At 54.1% G+C, this 15,192-nt stretch carries 15 protein-coding genes; 6 read left to right on the top strand and 9 right to left on the bottom strand.

What is annotated here, in order from left to right; genetic code table 11:
- Positions 1–508 precede the first annotated feature (508 nt).
- The 6 genes from BM152_RS11495 to BM152_RS11470 are packed head-to-tail and all read right to left on the bottom strand — an operon-like array spanning position 509 to position 5,061.
- The gene (locus tag BM152_RS11495; RefSeq protein ID WP_066598805.1) at positions 509–1,276 is read right to left on the bottom strand and encodes an ABC transporter ATP-binding protein; all 768 of its coding nucleotides are present in this window, start codon (positions 1,274–1,276) and stop codon (positions 509–511) included.
- Positions 1,273–2,085, bottom strand: a complete 813-nt coding sequence (gene rutD, locus BM152_RS11490) for a pyrimidine utilization protein D (RefSeq protein ID WP_066598804.1) — start codon at positions 2,083–2,085, stop codon at positions 1,273–1,275. Before rutD ends, BM152_RS11495 begins: the two co-directional genes overlap by 4 nt.
- A gap of 10 nt (positions 2,086–2,095) precedes the next feature.
- Complete coding sequence (locus BM152_RS11485) at positions 2,096–2,935, bottom strand: ABC transporter permease (RefSeq protein ID WP_082715251.1); 840 nt, start codon at positions 2,933–2,935, stop codon at positions 2,096–2,098.
- The gene (rutC, locus tag BM152_RS11480) at positions 2,932–3,324 is read right to left on the bottom strand and encodes a pyrimidine utilization protein C (protein WP_066598802.1); all 393 of its coding nucleotides are present in this window, start codon (positions 3,322–3,324) and stop codon (positions 2,932–2,934) included. The genes BM152_RS11485 and rutC overlap by 4 nt, the downstream gene beginning before the upstream one ends.
- A complete protein-coding gene (locus BM152_RS11475; RefSeq protein ID WP_269446535.1) occupies positions 3,321–4,055 on the bottom strand; it encodes an isochorismatase family protein in 735 nt (244 codons plus the stop codon). Before BM152_RS11475 ends, rutC begins: the two co-directional genes overlap by 4 nt.
- Positions 4,056–4,059: 4 nt before the next feature.
- Positions 4,060–5,061 carry an ABC transporter substrate-binding protein gene (locus BM152_RS11470; RefSeq protein WP_066598798.1) on the bottom strand — a complete coding sequence of 334 codons (1,002 nt, stop codon included), beginning with the start codon at positions 5,059–5,061 and terminating at the stop codon, positions 4,060–4,062.
- 118 nt (positions 5,062–5,179) lie between these two features.
- Here BM152_RS11470 and BM152_RS11465 point away from each other — a divergent pair, with 118 nt between their 5' ends.
- On the top strand, positions 5,180–6,091 hold the full coding sequence (locus BM152_RS11465) for a LysR family transcriptional regulator (protein ID WP_074914239.1): 912 nt from the start codon (positions 5,180–5,182) through the stop codon (positions 6,089–6,091).
- 611 nt (positions 6,092–6,702) lie between these two features.
- Here the strand turns inward: BM152_RS11465 and BM152_RS11460 are convergent.
- The 3 genes from BM152_RS11460 to BM152_RS11450 are packed head-to-tail and all read right to left on the bottom strand — an operon-like array spanning position 6,703 to position 10,692.
- The gene (locus tag BM152_RS11460) at positions 6,703–8,124 is read right to left on the bottom strand and encodes an FGGY family carbohydrate kinase (protein ID WP_066598795.1); all 1,422 of its coding nucleotides are present in this window, start codon (positions 8,122–8,124) and stop codon (positions 6,703–6,705) included.
- An 11-nt stretch (positions 8,125–8,135) separates the two neighbouring features.
- Positions 8,136–9,335, bottom strand: a complete 1,200-nt coding sequence (locus BM152_RS11455) for an NAD(P)/FAD-dependent oxidoreductase (protein WP_066598794.1) — start codon at positions 9,333–9,335, stop codon at positions 8,136–8,138.
- Positions 9,328–10,692: an NAD(P)/FAD-dependent oxidoreductase gene (locus tag BM152_RS11450; RefSeq protein WP_066598792.1), complete on the bottom strand. Its 1,365-nt coding sequence runs from the start codon at positions 10,690–10,692 to the stop codon at positions 9,328–9,330. The genes BM152_RS11455 and BM152_RS11450 overlap by 8 nt, the downstream gene beginning before the upstream one ends.
- 68 nt (positions 10,693–10,760) lie before the next feature.
- Between BM152_RS11450 and BM152_RS11445 the strand changes: the two genes are divergently transcribed.
- The 5 genes from BM152_RS11445 to BM152_RS11425 all read left to right on the top strand — a co-directional run.
- The gene (locus BM152_RS11445; protein ID WP_342028975.1) at positions 10,761–11,642 is read left to right on the top strand and encodes a DeoR/GlpR family DNA-binding transcription regulator; all 882 of its coding nucleotides are present in this window, start codon (positions 10,761–10,763) and stop codon (positions 11,640–11,642) included.
- Between the two features lie 144 nt (positions 11,643–11,786).
- Positions 11,787–12,200: a TRAP transporter small permease subunit gene (locus tag BM152_RS11440; RefSeq protein WP_197418756.1), complete on the top strand. Its 414-nt coding sequence runs from the start codon at positions 11,787–11,789 to the stop codon at positions 12,198–12,200.
- Entirely contained in the window at positions 12,197–13,537 is a 1,341-nt protein-coding gene (locus BM152_RS11435) for a TRAP transporter large permease (protein ID WP_066598789.1), read from the top strand. Before BM152_RS11440 ends, BM152_RS11435 begins: the two co-directional genes overlap by 4 nt.
- A 79-nt stretch (positions 13,538–13,616) precedes the next feature.
- A complete protein-coding gene (locus BM152_RS11430) occupies positions 13,617–14,651 on the top strand; it encodes a TRAP transporter substrate-binding protein (protein WP_197418757.1) in 1,035 nt (344 codons plus the stop codon).
- Positions 14,652–14,925: 274 nt separating this feature from the next.
- A partial coding sequence (locus BM152_RS11425; RefSeq protein WP_139222497.1) for a transposase occupies positions 14,926–15,192 on the top strand: 267 nt, incomplete at its 3' end.

The following is a 15,192-nucleotide window of genomic DNA, read 5'->3' as shown; positions in this document are numbered from 1 at the left end:
CAAGGCTCTCCACTACCAATCCGACACATGCGTGCAGCGGTGCCATCACGGCATCAACCAGACTGCGAAGAGAAGCGTGACCCGGATGAGTGACAATGATCCACAAGAACAAAGGAAAATGAGCTTGACCCAAACGCCCAATTAGAGAAGCAGACATTGCCCCATTGGCGCAGCATTTTGACGTGCGGGATGGCGGCATCGCGGACAAAGCGAGCTTTCGCAGGATGTGCGCCAACGTCCGGTCTGGTGAACTGATCAATAAAAGGTGGCTTTGGGAACGGCTCGGATAGAGTGGCTCAGCTATAGCTCCCAATGCGGAGAATCTGCCTAACTGTGTTTCTGCGGCCATTCGTTGATAGCAATATGGAACAGCAGATCCGTGTATATGTGCCTACGGCAAGACTGCCGCAGGCGCGAATTTTCATATATGCCCGACTTGCGTACGGGGTTCCTGAAACACTTTCACAGATATTTCAGAATCATACGCGCGGCAGATCGGCCAGACAGATCACGCTGCTGCTTTGCCCTGAATATCGTTCCAAATGGTAATAAACATATCATTGAAGCGCGGGTCCGACCGCAGGGCAACAGCATCTCGCGCATCTCTCGGAATATCTATCACCAGTTCCCGAATGACCGTAGAAGGCCGCTGTGACAACACAAGTACTCGATCCGCCATGGTCAGAGCCTCGCCAATATCGTGCGTGATCAGAATTGCGCTTTTCTGTTTCTCGGCGATGATCCGTGCCACATCTGTTTGCAACAATGTCCGGGTCTGGAAATCCAGCGCCGAGAATGGCTCGTCCAGCAACACCACAGCAGGATCAAAGGCCAAGGTCCGCATGATTGCCACACGCTGGCGCATTCCTCCCGATAGCGTGGCCGGTTTGGCGTTTTCAAAACCGGCCAAACCGTAAGCTTCGATCAGACGTTTCGCGACCGGATAGGATTCCGACGTAGGAACACCGCGCACTTCGAGGCCAAGAACAACATTGTCGATCACACTACGCCACGGCAGCAAAAGATCTTTCTGCAACATATAGCCCACGGATTGGCCATTATCACCACCCTCGACCGCGAAGCTACCACGACTTGGTTCCAGCAATCCGCTTATGATGTTGAACAAAGTTGTCTTGCCGCACCCTGACGGTCCGATCAGCGCGACAATTTCACCGGCGTGCAACGTAAAGGAAATGTTATGGATAGCCTCCACAGAGCCGCCGTCCGGCGTCTGAAAGACCATTCCGACATTATTGGCAGTCAAAATTGCGGTCATAGGGAAAGTTCCTTTGCATAGGCATTGTGAAACCGCGCCACAGCGGCATCAAATGTGGTGGGATCTGTTTGGCTTGAGGCATGCCCGCCATGGGGAAAGAGAACGAAATGCCCGTTGCCCAACCGGTCCGCCAGAGCTTTGCTGGCGGACCATGGGACAAGCATGTCATCCTCTGTTGCCAAACACAAAACGGGGACGGACAGAGCCTGCAATGCCATGTCAGTAGGCTCATAGTTCTGGAACGCGTCGATCCGGTCCAGCAGGTCCGCCTCAACCGGCATATGATCAGGCGCGTGAAGGGCGTTCTGACGCAATTGCGCATCGCGATTTGAAATCCATGGAGCCGGATACAGGAAAAGCGGCTGCGCTTCGATATAGGCTTCTGCTCCACTGTCTCGCAGCAAGTTGGTTCTCACAGAGAAGCATCGCTTGATGTGAGGATCCGGCGCGCCCCAGCCATTGGCGATGACAAGGCTTTGCACCATATCAGGTTCCATTAGCGCCAGTTGCAGCCCCATCATGCCTCCCACGGCATGCCCCATGATATGGGCCTCTTTCGTACCCGAAGCGGCAATGACTGCCTGCATGTCCAATGCAAAATCCGTCACTGAGCGCTGTCCAACGCCTCTGGAGCTGCGACCACATCCGGCATGATCATAGGTGACAACACGTAAGCGCTTGCTAAGTGCCTCGATTTGTGGAGCCCAGTAGTCACAAGAACCGCCAAGCCCGCTCGACAGCAGCAGCGTCTCTCCTGCCCCTCTGACCTCATAATGCAGCTCAACACTGCCATTATATGCGATTGGCATTGTGTGCTCCTTATCGTTTCATAAACCGGGCTTCACACCAGTCGATGGCTGCATACATGAGCAAGGCCACAACCATGAGAGCCGCAATACCAAGCCAGACCGTATTCAGGTCATAGAGTGTGCCAGCATATGAAATCATGTAGCCAAGCCCATTGTTCGACGCGATATACTCACCCACAACAGCACCGATCAGCGCAAAGCCGACGTTGAGACGGAAGGCGGATACAATCCACGGCATCGCACCCGGCACGATCACCGTACGCCATGTCTTGAACCGCGAGGCCCCAAGAGAGCGCATAAGTTTGACCCAATCGCTGTCCACCTCGCGAGCGCCTTGCTGTGCTGCGATCATGGCAACAATAAAGGTGATCAATGTGGCCAGCGCGATTTTGGACCCGAGCCCGATTCCGAACCAGATAATTACCAAAGGAGCGAGAGCGATCTTTGGCAAACCGTTCAGCGCAATCATATAGGGACGAAGTACTGCGGCTCCCATCGGCGACAGCCAAAGTGCCAACCCCAGAACCGAACCCGTCATCGTCCCGATGATAAAACCGCTGATGGCCTCAAAGGCGGTCAGAGCACTATCGCGCAGAAGTGCTCCACTGCCGATCAGTTCTACCGCTTTAGCAAAAATTCCGCTGGGGCGGCCATAGATATAGACCTCAATCCAGCCGAGACTGACCGCCAACTCCCAAAGCGCCAGCAAACCGAGCAAAAGCCCGATCTGCCACGTCAGGATTTGCATCGTGGAAGGCGTCACATCCTTCCATTTTGATCCCGCCGCGGTTTGCCCGCGTGATGAAGCCTGCCCGACCTGCGCAGAGGATACTGTGTCTGTGACACTCATGACGTCACTCTTTTATGCGCAATGGTAGCAATCTCGATTTTGGCCTCCGGTTTCACCAGGCCAACTTGAATACAATAGCGAGCGGGTTTCGTGTCCGGGAAGTATTCCGCGTAGACCGCATTGATTGCGGCGTAATCGGCAAAATCCGCGACAAAAACATGGTTAAACACCACATCTTCAAACCCCGCGCCGGCCTCGGCCAGAATGCCGCGAATGGTTTCGAAAACATGGCGGGTTTGCGCCGCCGCATCGCCGGGATGGACCACCTCGTTGTTCTCATCGAAAGGGAGGATACCAGCGGTGTAGATAACATTGTCCGCGAACATGCCCGGAGAGAACGGGCCAAGGGGAGCAGCGGTGCCAGCGGGGATCAAAACACGATCATTCATGCGGTGGTTTCCTTTTGTGTGAGAGCTACATATTCGGCAAAGTCGGCACAGGTTGCGACCCAGCCAAAGAACGTCTCAATGTTGTAAATGCTTGCGGCGCGGATCATGTCGTCTCCCAGTTGGTGACAAGCGTCCTCCAAGAGCACCGCAAAGAATTCATTGTGAAATGCATCTCGAATACTGGTCTCAACGCAGACATTGGTCGCTATGCCGCAAAACACGATATTCTTGATCCCGCGTGCGCGCAGGATGGAATTGAGCTGCGTATTCCAAAAACCGGAATAGCGGGTCTTCGGCAACAAGATGTCGGCGGGCCCGGGGGTCAGTTCATCCACCAGAGCGTAGTCCCAGCCTCCCTTGGCCAAAAGCTGACCTTTGAGTTCGGGCTTTTCGCGCATCAGCTTGAGCGCATTGGATTTGTACCAGTTGGGTGAGCCTTCGCCGCCCGCTTCCTTGAGCTCTGGATCCCAGCCGTTTTGCAAGAAGACCACAGGCATCCCGAGCTGATGCGCAAGGTTAACCGTATCGGAAATATTCTGGATCACGGCACGGGTGCCGGACACATCAAAACCGCGTAGATCAACGTAGCCGCCTTTGGTCGAATAAGCATTCTGCATATCAACGACGACAATCGCCGTCTCCTTCGGGTTCATCCCAAGCGGTTCCGGACGGGAGTTGATCACAGGGGCGGTTTGGTCCCCTGCGATCATTGGTGCTTGATTATCTTTCAATAGATTACGCTCCGTATTTTGCGGCCGCCGCCTCAGCAAAGCGGTTATCGACCATCTGCTCAAAGGGCAGCGCTTCAGAAATCGAGCCTCCACCCAACTCAAGCGACATGGCGCTTGCGAATTCGTCTTCGGAAATCACCGGAGTGGTCGGGATTGCGACACCGGAGGCAAAGAAGTTCGCTGCGGCACTTTCAATGATGTCCTGATCCACCTGCGGGAAATACTCTGCTCCCGTTGCCGCCAGAAGAGAATGATCAGCGTGCATCGCGGTCATTGCTTCGGCCATGGCGTTGCAGAATGCCTGAATTTCCTCCGGGTGCTCGGCAATAGCCTCTTCGGTCGCCTGAGCGGTCGTGAAAGAAGTCGGCCCAATCACGTCAGCCAGAGACAACACGGTTTCAAGTCCGAAGTCTCGCGATCCGACCGAGACATCCCATTCAAAGGCCGTTGCGACATCGGCACGGCCATCTTTTACGGCTGTCGCTTGCGCCCCGGGCGGCAATTCAAGGAAGGTGATCCCGGCCTCTTCCGGCGTCATGCCCAAAGCTTTTTTAATCGCATAAGTCGGAACCTGAATAGTCGAGGAGGGAAACTTCAGCGTCGCGATCGTTTTGCCCTTCAGGTCTTCGATCTTGGAAATCCCGGAGCCGGGCTTTGCAATTGCCCACATCGAAACCCCGCCAACGATTTTGGCGATATTCTTGATAGATGCGCCCTCACGTGTGGCGTTTACCGACATACCTGGACTGGTAACACCAACAAGGCTGCGACCGGACAGGATCATCGGGATCGGAAGTGCGATGCCGCCAGCTGTTTGCACATCCACATCCAGCCCATGTTTTTTATAGAGGCCAAGATGTCCGGCCACATAAAGCGGCGCATACATGGCCGTTCGAATGGCCTCGGAAACGGTCATGGATGTGTTTGCGAAAGCAGGCATGACCCCTGTGGAAAGGGCCGCGCCCGCAGTGAGGCCGGAAGCGATAAAAGAGCGTCTATTGAGCATGGGTTATTCCCTGATTGATGCACGGTCGTTCACTCGACCTGTTTAAGAAGCGATGCCAACCAGATTTCCCCGCTCTATTTAATTGTCAATTAAGCTTAATTCGATATATATATTTAATATGCCAATTAATAACGTTGAAATTAAGCATTTACAGGTCTTTGTAGCCGTTGCCGAGACCCAGAACTTCTCGCATGCCGCACAGGCCTGTGGGCTATCTCAATCGACTGTAAGTTTAATTATTCAGCGTCTTGAGGCAGATTTGGGCGTTCGACTAATTGATCGAACAACCCGCAAGGTCTCTCTGAGTCGTCTCGGAGAGGAGTTTTTGCCAGGTGCGCAGCGCATCATTGCTGATTTCACGCGCCAAATATCAGACATGCGCGCGTGGCAGGAAATTGAGCGCGGGCAAGTCAATATCGCCTGCGTTCCGTCCGTTGCAATTCGCCTTATTCCCAAAACCATTTACGCGTTCCGTGCGAAGCATCCCAAGATTAGCATCAAAATTTTTGAAGAACCCCGCGGGCGGTGCATGGATCTTGCACGCAAGGGGGAAGTTGATTTGGCAATTGCGAACGAGCCTCCCGACCTCTCCGATCTCGACGCTATTCCACTTTTGACAGACCGTTTCGCACTGGTCTTGCGCCGGGATCACCGGTTTGCGGAAAAAGAAACTGTATCCTGGGCGGAAGCTCGTGATGCGGGTCTTGTTATGATGGCGGCAAAAACAGGGATCCGGTTGGAACTGGAACATGGTCTTCCCGCCGGAATACTGCAAAACAAAGTATCCTATGAAGCAGTGAACCCTTCGACACTTCTATCAATGGTACGAGAAGGTATCGGCCTCGCGCCTCTTCCAAGCCTTGCATGGCCAGACCCAAGCGATCCCATTTTGACATTTCGGCCCCTGCGCAATCCTGTTGTCACACGAGAGTTGCATCTGGCATGGCGCAAAGACAGTTCACCAACACCAGCAGTCGAGGCCTTTAAAACCCAGTTAGAGAAAGAGGCATCCGACTATGTCATTACCTGACTCATATTCTGCACCTGCTTCAGATCTTGTGACGTGCAACGGGGCGCATAGCACTGTTGAAAGGTGTAGCGCCACTGCAAATTCAAATTCCCGAGGCTACACGAAATATACGATTTGTATCATCTCCATCGCCTAACACTGCCGGTCCGGCATGCGCCTCTTTTGCGCCATCAAATGCCTTCATGCAATCTTGGGAAAGATCCACGCTCGCGGCTTGAGGCCTTGTGCTCGTAGATCGCAATGCAAATCGCCCCCTGTCCAGTCGGACCGGAAGGCGAAGGAATGATCCGCTTGCTCCCGTGGTGTGCGGAAAGCCACCCTTCATTCATTCAGCAGCATAGGTGACTCTGGGCTCAAACCGGACTTGCGGCGGTGCGACACGAAAATCTTGACCTTGCAGGCTTCGGCACGACCAACCGCATGACCGGTCCCAGCCCTTCCAAGATATTCGTGCCGGGCGCAGCATGACGAAGGGCATACACTGGGAGGGCGGGAAGTGTGCATTCGCCGCAAACCGCCGGCCCTCGCCTTGGAAACGCGAAAGCGGCCATTCAGAGACTTAAGAGATTATAAAACCGTGCCGCGTCCTCCAAAAAGTGTTAAGAACACAGCTAAATTTCCGGTACGGCCCAGTTTTCTACAAGAGTGCGTGCTTTTGAGAATGCCTTGCGTGATTGCGCGTGATTGTGGGTTGGTGTGAAATGGCGCGTCGGAATGTTCAGGTTGATGGTTTCGCCCGTTGTCTCTTGGGCCAGAAGAGCAACACCCAGACTTGTTTGCTCGGAAAAATCGGCAAGCTCTACCGTTCTCTGTAAAACATCTGCCAAAAACTGACAAAACCCTGAACTTTTTGTCAGCCCCCCATCGATTTTCACCACAGATGAGACGGGGCATTTGGTTTCGATTTCATCAAGAATCTCTGCCACGCGCAGTGCAACGCCTTCGCAAACGGCTTGTGCCAAATCCTGACGGGATGTGGAGAGAGAAAGGCCCAGCCACGCGGCTTTGGCATCTTCATTCCAATGTGGGCATCCAAGTCCGGAAAGAGCGGGAACGAAGGCTATTCCTTGCTCAATCAGCGACGGTTTTGAGAAGGTTTCGAGTTGGGAAAAATCGTGAATAAGTGCGGCGTCTTTAGCCCAGTTGACGGCGGAGGCTGCTGTGAAGACTCCTCCCTCCAGAGCATATTGCACAGGCTCGCCCTGCTTTTGCCAAGCAACAGTCGGAACCGCTGCGGTTGATGTGTCCGGTTTTTGTGGCCCAAGCAATGTGAGGGCAAAGGCCCCAGTGCCGAAGGTGATTTTGGTCTCGCCACGCAAGCGGCACCCATGGCCGTAGAGCGCGGCTTGTTGATCGACGATACTGCTGCTTAATCGTAGCCCGTCAATCTCCCCCAGTTCACCATTGCAATCTCCGATTTCGGGGAGTGCGGCCAGAGGAACCGAGAAAATGTCACACAGATCTTCGTCCCAACGGCAGCTGTCGAGGTTCATAAGTGATGTGCGCGAGGCTGTCGCCACATCGGTTTCGCACTTGTCGGTCAATACATCTCGGAAAAAGGCGTCTGTGGTGCCCAGGCGCAATCGCCCCTCGGTCAGCAATTGGTCCGCATTTTCAGCGTTTTGATAGCACCATGCCAGTTTTGTAGCCGAGAAATAGGGGGAAAGCCGGAGGCCGCAACGGTTCTGAACAAAGGGCGCGTGGCTCCGCTCGGCCAATAGTTGGCAGGTCCGTGATGTGCGTGTATCCTGCCAGACAATGATGCGGCTCAACGGTTGCTTGGTTTTCGTGTCCCACGCCAGACAGCTTTCGCCCTGGTTTGCCAGCCCCACCAGTTCTGCTCCCGCCAATTTTCCTGCCGCGACAGCTGATTTGATATTGTTCAGAATTTCTATCGGGTCGTGTTCCACCCAAGACGCTTGGGGATAGATCTGGCGGTGCGTCTTGGAATATATGAGCTGCGGTTCGTCCCGTTCTGAAAACAGATAGGCTGTGGTGGCACTCGTGCTTTGGTCGATGGACAACACATTCATGTCAACGTCCTTTACGAAGCAGGCGATTGGGGCAGGGGGAGCAAGATACGGCGTTCGGGTTTTGAGGAAATCTTGTGCGTGCTCGATCCGATCACTACGTTGCCGGTATATGCATCTGACAGACGTAGCTGGAGCTTGTCAAAGGCGACGGGCGCTTTGGGAGCGGAGGGGCTGATGACTTGCGGCAAGGAAAATTTTATCACGTGCTCTGATGCGGATGCCTGTGCGGATACATCGACCGAAGTGCGCGGAGGCAAATCGCGTTGCAAACCTGCTGCGATACATTGTGCGACTTTGCGTCCTTCATTCCAGCACCAGCCTGCTGTCTCAATCCCGCGCAGGATATTGCCTGCGCAGTAGTATCTCAGTTCTCGCAGGCGACCATATTGGTCAATTTTCGGGCCTAAACTTCCGCTGTCCAGTTCAAAGCCGCTGCTGCGGAGCAAGGCGTTTTCAGGGCGGAAACCGCCGGTGAAGATGACCCCGTCGCATTGGAGTGTATGTGATCCCGACGGACCGATGACGGTTACAGCCTCAACCTGACGTTTTCCGTGAATCTGAGCGATCTGCGTTTCCAGATGCAAAGGCACGCACATAGCTTTCGGAGCAAGGGCGAAGGGAAAGCGGGCCGTGATCCGGGTATTTTCTTCTAACATCGCGACGGGTTTGACGCCGTGTGAGCGACAGGTCATCAGTGCGGAAAAGGAGACAATCTCGGTGCCCACGATAACAGGGCGCTTAAAAGGCATATGATCTGAAAAGGCGGCAAAGTTTTGCAATGTGGCCGTGTTCATCACGCCCTTGGGCTTGGTGCCCCCGACAAGGCGAGCGGAGCGCGAGGTTTCCCGTGCTCCCATTGCCAACAATACCGCCCGCCCGGTCAGGGTTTGCAGGCCCGTATCTGAAGACACTTCAATCACACCATTGGGTTTCAGCGCGGTGACGGTTGTCTCGCAACGGATGTCGACACCCGCATCCAATGCGTCTTGAGTGAGGCGACGAGCATAGGCCGGCCCGAACATCAGCCGGTTCCATTCGCGCATGCCATAGGGGGAATGCAAACAGTGGCGCGGAATGCCGCCTGCCTGTTTCTCACGTTCGACAACGAGCACCGAGCCGGTGCCAAGCCGCTTCAGTTCTATCGCGGCTGAAAGCCCCGCCGGACCGGCCCCGACAACGATGACATCAAAGTTCAGCTGTGTATCAGTCATGCTTCAGGCCCTTTTGGTCCAGCAGGCTCTGGACCGCTTGTCCACAATAAAATCCCTGACACCGCCCCATGGTTGCACGTGTGCGGCGCTTGAAACCGGCAAAGCTTTTCGGGGCGAGAGGATCGTTCAACACGGCCGTTGCTTCGCGATAAGTGACTTTTTCACAATGGCAGAGGATGCCTTGATTGCCCGCACGTTGCCAGTCTCGGGTCTGGTTTGCGGCCAGCATCTCCATCTGTGGCACGTCGGGGTCTTTGAGCGGCTGCGCCTGATGGCCAAACCCTTCCAAAAGACGTCCCACATGCGCCGCTGTTCCCAAAGCCGAGCTGAGCCCTGTCGACCGAATGGCTCCAACCGTCACCATATTGCTCTCGGGGTGGGATTTGATTTGGTAGTCTTTATGTTCGCAAGCCGGACGCAGACCGGCATAGAGGCTGGTCACTTCTTCGCTTGCAAGCGCGGGGAGAATTTCCGCACCTTTTGCGCGCAGCATTTCAAGCGTGTCGTGATCAAGGCTGGCGGTTTCGCGATCCTCTTGTTCTTCGGCTGTCGGGCCGACCAGAAGATTACCCCAAATGGTTCGACACACAACAATACCCTTGGTCGTTTCCGTGGGAACGGGCAGCAGGATATGTCGGGTCAGCCGGGCGGACATCTTGTCAAACACGACAAACTGGCCTTTGCGGGGACGGATGTTGAAAGAGCTTTGTCCAAGCAACATCTGATCCAGCTTGTCACCATAAAGCCCCGCAGCGTTGATCACATATGTCGCCTGAATATCTCCGCGCGGGGTGGTCAGTGTCCACTGTTGGCCATCAAATTGTCCACCAAGAACGGGGCAGTCGCGTTCAAGGTCAGCCCCGTTCAGAAGAGCTTGCAAAAGATAGGCATGTGGCGCCGACCACGGGTCGATGAGACTTTCACGGGGCACACGAAAACTCGCGCGCAATGTGGAGTTGAGATTGGGTTCCAGCGCAAGGGTCTCAATGCGCGACAGTGGGGCAACATCCTCCACGCCGTTTGAATGGGCTTGATCCATCAGGACCGGCAGGCGGGCCTCTTGCTCTTCGGTCCATGCCAGCACCAGAGCCCCGCAGCGATCAATCGGCAGGTTCATCTGGCCGCGCAGCTCTTCATACTCTTTGTAGCCCTCTTGAATGCAGGCCAGTTCCAAAGACCCATGAGGGGCATCGAAACCGGTGTGCAAAATCGCGCTGTTGGCTTTTGAGGCACCGTCGAGAATGTCAGGGGCTTTTTCCAGCACGACCACGCGCGCACCATCAAGCGTCAGGCGGCGTGCTATTGCACAGCCAATCACACCGGCGCCGACAATCGCCACATCGTAGACTTTAGACATTTAGGGCCACCTGCGCCATCGGCTGTCATTCCTGATGTTTGCTAATATTGCCTCTTTACTGACCATTAATGCCCGAATGGTCAATGATTTTGATTATATTGGCCCGTTTGGGCAAAATAAATTTGACAAAACCGCTCAACGCTTATGCATATGAGACAAATTCAGGCCATTTTCTGAGGTGCGTTTTGAAAAAGCCACATCGTCGAGACCAAATTGCCGAACTCGTTTCCCGTGAGGGAGAAGTAGGTGTAGATGCCTTGGCGCTGCGTTTCGGTGTCTCTGTTGAAACAATACGACGCGATTTGACCAAGCTCGAAGACGAGGGCGTGTTGCGCAAGTTTCATGGCGGTGCGCGCCCTGTGCCGCGACGTCAAAGGTTGCATGTGGAAGAATCCTTCGAGGCCCGAATGGTGCATGAAGGCTACGAAAAAAAGGCTCTGGCCAGAAAACTGACCCAAGTGGTGACACCGGGAGAGACCATCTTCCTCGATACGGGGTCCACAACCCTGATCGCTTGCGAGACGCTGAAGACTATTGAAGGGTTGACCGTGATCACCAACTCAGTGGCGGCGGCGGATACCTTGACCTTTCAAAGCGAAACAAAGGTCTATTTGCTTGGCGGTGCCTATGCGCGGGGCAACAGCCAGACTGTCGGGCCAATGGTTATTGAGCAGATCGGCCGTTTCCGTGCCGATCATGCCATTTTGACGCCGACAGGCATTGATGCGTCCGCCGGTGTGACTGATTCCGATCCGGACGAGGCAGAAGTTGCCCGCGCGATGATCAAAGCCTCGCAAAACGTCTGTTTTTTGACCGTTCCGTCAAAATTCGGGCGCCGCGCAGGGTTTCACGTTTGCGATTTGGACATGGTTCAGACCGTTTTGACAGAGCGCCCTCCGCCTGCGGATCATCTTCATGCCCTCCAAATTGCCAAGGTTGCACTTCCTTAAAGATGCAGCAGGCCACTGAAGCGACCTAAAACAGACAGGTTAAACATGCCAAACATCATACAAACTTACGTCAGGTGGATCGACAGAATTTCCGATTATGTTGGTCTGATCGCGATGTATCTCATTTTTCTCATGGTTGGCATTTTGCTGCTGGATGCCATCACCCGCAATGTCATCGATATTCCGCTGCATTGGTGTATTGAGGCTGCGCAATTCACGCTGGCTGCATATTATTTTATGGGCGGTCCAAAGACGATGAAGGACGGCGACCATGTGCGTATGGACTTGCTTTACGACCGCCTCTCCTCACGCGGCAAGCATAAGATGGATATCGTCACGCTGGCCTGCCTGATGTTCTATCTGGTGGTGCTGTTTATCGGGTCCATCTCTTCGCTAAACTATGCCATCGCGACGGGAGAAACCCGCTTTTCAATGTGGAACCCGTCGATGATCCCGATCAAGAGCCTGATGGTCGGATGTATTGGACTGATGATCGCGCAGACCCTTTCGGAATTCTTCAAACACATTGCCGCACTGCGCGGGGAGAGCCTGACATGAGTCCTGAACTGATTGCCTTGACGATGTTTGGCACGACCATGCTTCTGCTTTTGACGGGGCAGCGTGTGTTCGGCGCAATCGGCTGTGTCGGAGCCGGTATGGTGTTGCTGCTCTATGGGACCGGCGGGATTGAAATTCCGTTTTCTGCGGCCTTCAAGCTGTTCAACTGGTTCCCGATGCTGACCCTGCCTCTGTTCATTTACATGGGATATGTGCTCTCTGAGGCGGGCATCGCGGAAGATCTCTACAAGATGCTACATGTCTGGTTCGGGCGTGTGCGGGGCGGCCTTGCTGTCGGAACAATTTTTCTCATGGTGATCATTTCTGCTATGAACGGTTTGTCCGTGGCAGGCATGGCCATCGGGGCCACAATTGCGCTGCCGGAGATGCTGCGTCGTGGCTACGATAAAGTATTGATCACAGGGGTCGTGCAGGGTGGGTCCTCTCTGGGTATCCTTGTACCGCCTTCGATTGTGATGGTGCTCTACGGCATGATCGCGCGCCAACCCGTGTCCCAGCTTTGGCTTGCAGGGGTGATCCCCGGGCTGATGATGGCAGCCATGTTTGTGATCTATGTGCTGATCCGCGCCAAAGTGAACCCGTCGCTTGCGCCCGTGGTGTCCGACGAAGAACTCAACATGCCGTTCAGTGAAAAGCTGGCTCTTTTACGCGCGGGGATTATCCCGTTTCTGATCTTCTTTGCTATGACCGGTCTCTTTATAATGGGCGTCACATCATTGGTGGAAAGCTCCGCTGTGGGCGCAACCGCCGCAACCTTGGCCGCCATTTTCAAAGGCCGGTTCTCCTGGTCGATGATGCATGAGATTGCGCGCAAGACCTTGGGCGTGTCTTCTATGTTCCTGTGGCTCATCCTTGCCGCTCTTGCCTTCGGGGCGGTGTTTGACGGGATTGGTGCTGTGCGGGCGATTGAGAACCTGTTCATCAACCGTTGGGAGCTTTCGCCGTGGCAGGTCATAATCATGATGCAGATATCCTTCGTTGTGATGGGGATGTTTCTGGATGATACGGCCATGCTGGTGATCGTTGCACCGCTCTATATCCCACTGGTGAAAACGTTGGATCTGGGGCTGGGCAGTGGCAATACGAACCTGATCTGGTTTGGTGTGCTTTACACCATGACCTGTCAAATCGCCTATATCACGCCGCCATTCGGTTATAATTTGTTCTTGATGCGCTCCATGGCGCCCAAGGAAATCACCCTTCCCGATATTTACCGCTCAATCTGGCCATTCGTCTTGATGATGACCTTTTCGATTGCGCTGGTAATGCTGTTCCCTCAAATCGCGCTTTGGTTACCCGAAGCGGTGCGGAACTGATCACCTTTCCTTTCAACCAACCAACAGTGAGTCTTCTTCCATGACTGATAAAATTATAAAAAGTCCGTCGGAAAAAATTCTGACATCGCGCCGTAAGTTCCTGACCTCTTCTGCCGTTGGTGCCGCTGCCACGCTCGCAGCACCTGCCGCAATTGCACAGCAAGGGGCGCTTAAATGGCGGCTACAAACCTACTCCGGTGCTCCGCTCGGTGCGCATGTGATCAAGCCGCAGATTGATGCGTTCAACGAAGCGGCCAATGGTGAAATGGAGATCGAACTGTATTACGCCGATCAATTGGTTCCGACCGGCGAATTGTTCCGTGCTGTGCAAAACGGCACACTGGACGCAGTGCAATCCGATGAGGCAAGTATGGCCTCTCCCGTTGATATTTCCGTGTTCGGCGGCTATTTCCCGTTCGCTACGCGCTACTCCCTCGATGTGCCAGCCCTGTTCAACTACTACGGTTTGAACGAAATCTGGAAAGAAGCCTATGACGAAGTTGATAATGTCACATGGCTTTCCGCGGGCGCTTGGGATCCGCTTCATATCTTTACAAAAGAGCCCATTCGCTCGCTGGCAGATATGAAAGGCAAACGCGTGTTCGGCGTGCCGACTGCCGGCCGTTTCCTGTCTCAATACGGTTTGATTCCTGTGACTGTGCCTTGGGATGATGTCGAGGTCGCCTTGCAAACAGGTGAGCTGGATGGTGTGGCCTGGTGTGGTTTCACAGAAGCCTACGAAGTCGGCTGGGCTGACATCTGTAAATATGCATTGACCAACTCTGTAACCGGGGCATGGTTCGGGTCATATTTCGTGAACACCGAAAGCTGGAACAAAGTTCCGCCGCACCTTCAGGCACTCTACAAAATGTCGATCGACCAGTCGCACTACTACCGCGCGCAATGGTATTGGGGCGGCGAAGCCAAGCTGCGTGTAGAAGGCGAAAAAATGGAACTGACATCCATCCCTCAAGAAGAATGGAACACCGTTGTCACCGACGCGGCCAAATTCTGGGATGAAATTGCAGAACGCGGCGACCGTCCGAAACGTGTCGTGGATGCTTTCAAAAAATATGCTGAAACCATGGAAAAAGCAGGCTATCCTTACCGTTAAGGGATAACCTTGGCGACCCTTTTGGAACTATCCGTTCAAAAGGGTCGCTCTATGTGGCAAGTGCTCTGCGCCGCTCAATGAAACCTTCATTGGTAGGGAAAGCGTTGTAGATAAAAACTCAATATTGTTTATAGCGCTGAAACGGTGGGAGAGGATTTTTTTGTCCCCGGTTCAAGGACTAAGCCGCTCCGTAGTATTGATGCTTTTGGCGGCGGTTGTGACTGAATTGCCCCGAGTTTGCCGGAGACCATCAACTTAAGTAAGGATGATGGTTATGACAAAAAGTAAAATGGCAAATCGCTACTCGCCTGAGGTCCGCGCACGTGCGGTCCGAATGGTGTTTGAGCATCAAGGCTCCTACGAAACGCAGGCGGGCGCGATTGCGGCCATTGCACCCAAGATCGGCTGTATACCCCAGACCTTGAACGGATGGGTCAAGCAGGCCGAGAAGGATAGTGGTATGCGCGACGGCGTGACTACTGAAGAACGTGATCGGATTAAAACCCTCGAAAGGGAAAACCGGGAGCTACGCCAAGCCAAT

It is taken from the genome of Celeribacter halophilus (genome assembly GCF_900114135.1).
GTDB lineage: Bacteria > Pseudomonadota > Alphaproteobacteria > Rhodobacterales > Rhodobacteraceae > Celeribacter > Celeribacter halophilus.
The sequence above is the reverse complement of the archived record's forward strand: the minus strand, read 5'-3'. Positions and strand labels throughout refer to the sequence as shown.

Bases quoted from the DNA above. Each gene is read 5' to 3' on its own strand.
- BM152_RS11495 (WP_066598805.1), bottom strand. From the start codon at position 1,276: ATGACCGCAATTTTGACTGCCAATAATGTCGGAATGGTCTTTCAGACG.
- rutD (WP_066598804.1), bottom strand. From the start codon at position 2,085: ATGCCAATCGCATATAATGGCAGTGTTGAGCTGCATTATGAGGTCAGA.
- BM152_RS11485 (WP_082715251.1), bottom strand. From the start codon at position 2,935: ATGAGTGTCACAGACACAGTATCCTCTGCGCAGGTCGGGCAGGCTTCA.
- rutC (WP_066598802.1), bottom strand. From the start codon at position 3,324: ATGAATGATCGTGTTTTGATCCCCGCTGGCACCGCTGCTCCCCTTGGC.
- BM152_RS11470 (WP_066598798.1), bottom strand. From the start codon at position 5,061: ATGCTCAATAGACGCTCTTTTATCGCTTCCGGCCTCACTGCGGGCGCG.
- BM152_RS11465 (WP_074914239.1), top strand. From the start codon at position 5,180: ATGCCAATTAATAACGTTGAAATTAAGCATTTACAGGTCTTTGTAGCC.
- BM152_RS11460 (WP_066598795.1), bottom strand. From the start codon at position 8,124: ATGAATGTGTTGTCCATCGACCAAAGCACGAGTGCCACCACAGCCTAT.
- BM152_RS11455 (WP_066598794.1), bottom strand. From the start codon at position 9,335: ATGACTGATACACAGCTGAACTTTGATGTCATCGTTGTCGGGGCCGGT.
- BM152_RS11450 (WP_066598792.1), bottom strand. From the start codon at position 10,692: ATGTCTAAAGTCTACGATGTGGCGATTGTCGGCGCCGGTGTGATTGGC.
- BM152_RS11445 (WP_342028975.1), top strand. From the start codon at position 10,761: ATGCCCGAATGGTCAATGATTTTGATTATATTGGCCCGTTTGGGCAAA.
- BM152_RS11435 (WP_066598789.1), top strand. From the start codon at position 12,197: ATGAGTCCTGAACTGATTGCCTTGACGATGTTTGGCACGACCATGCTT.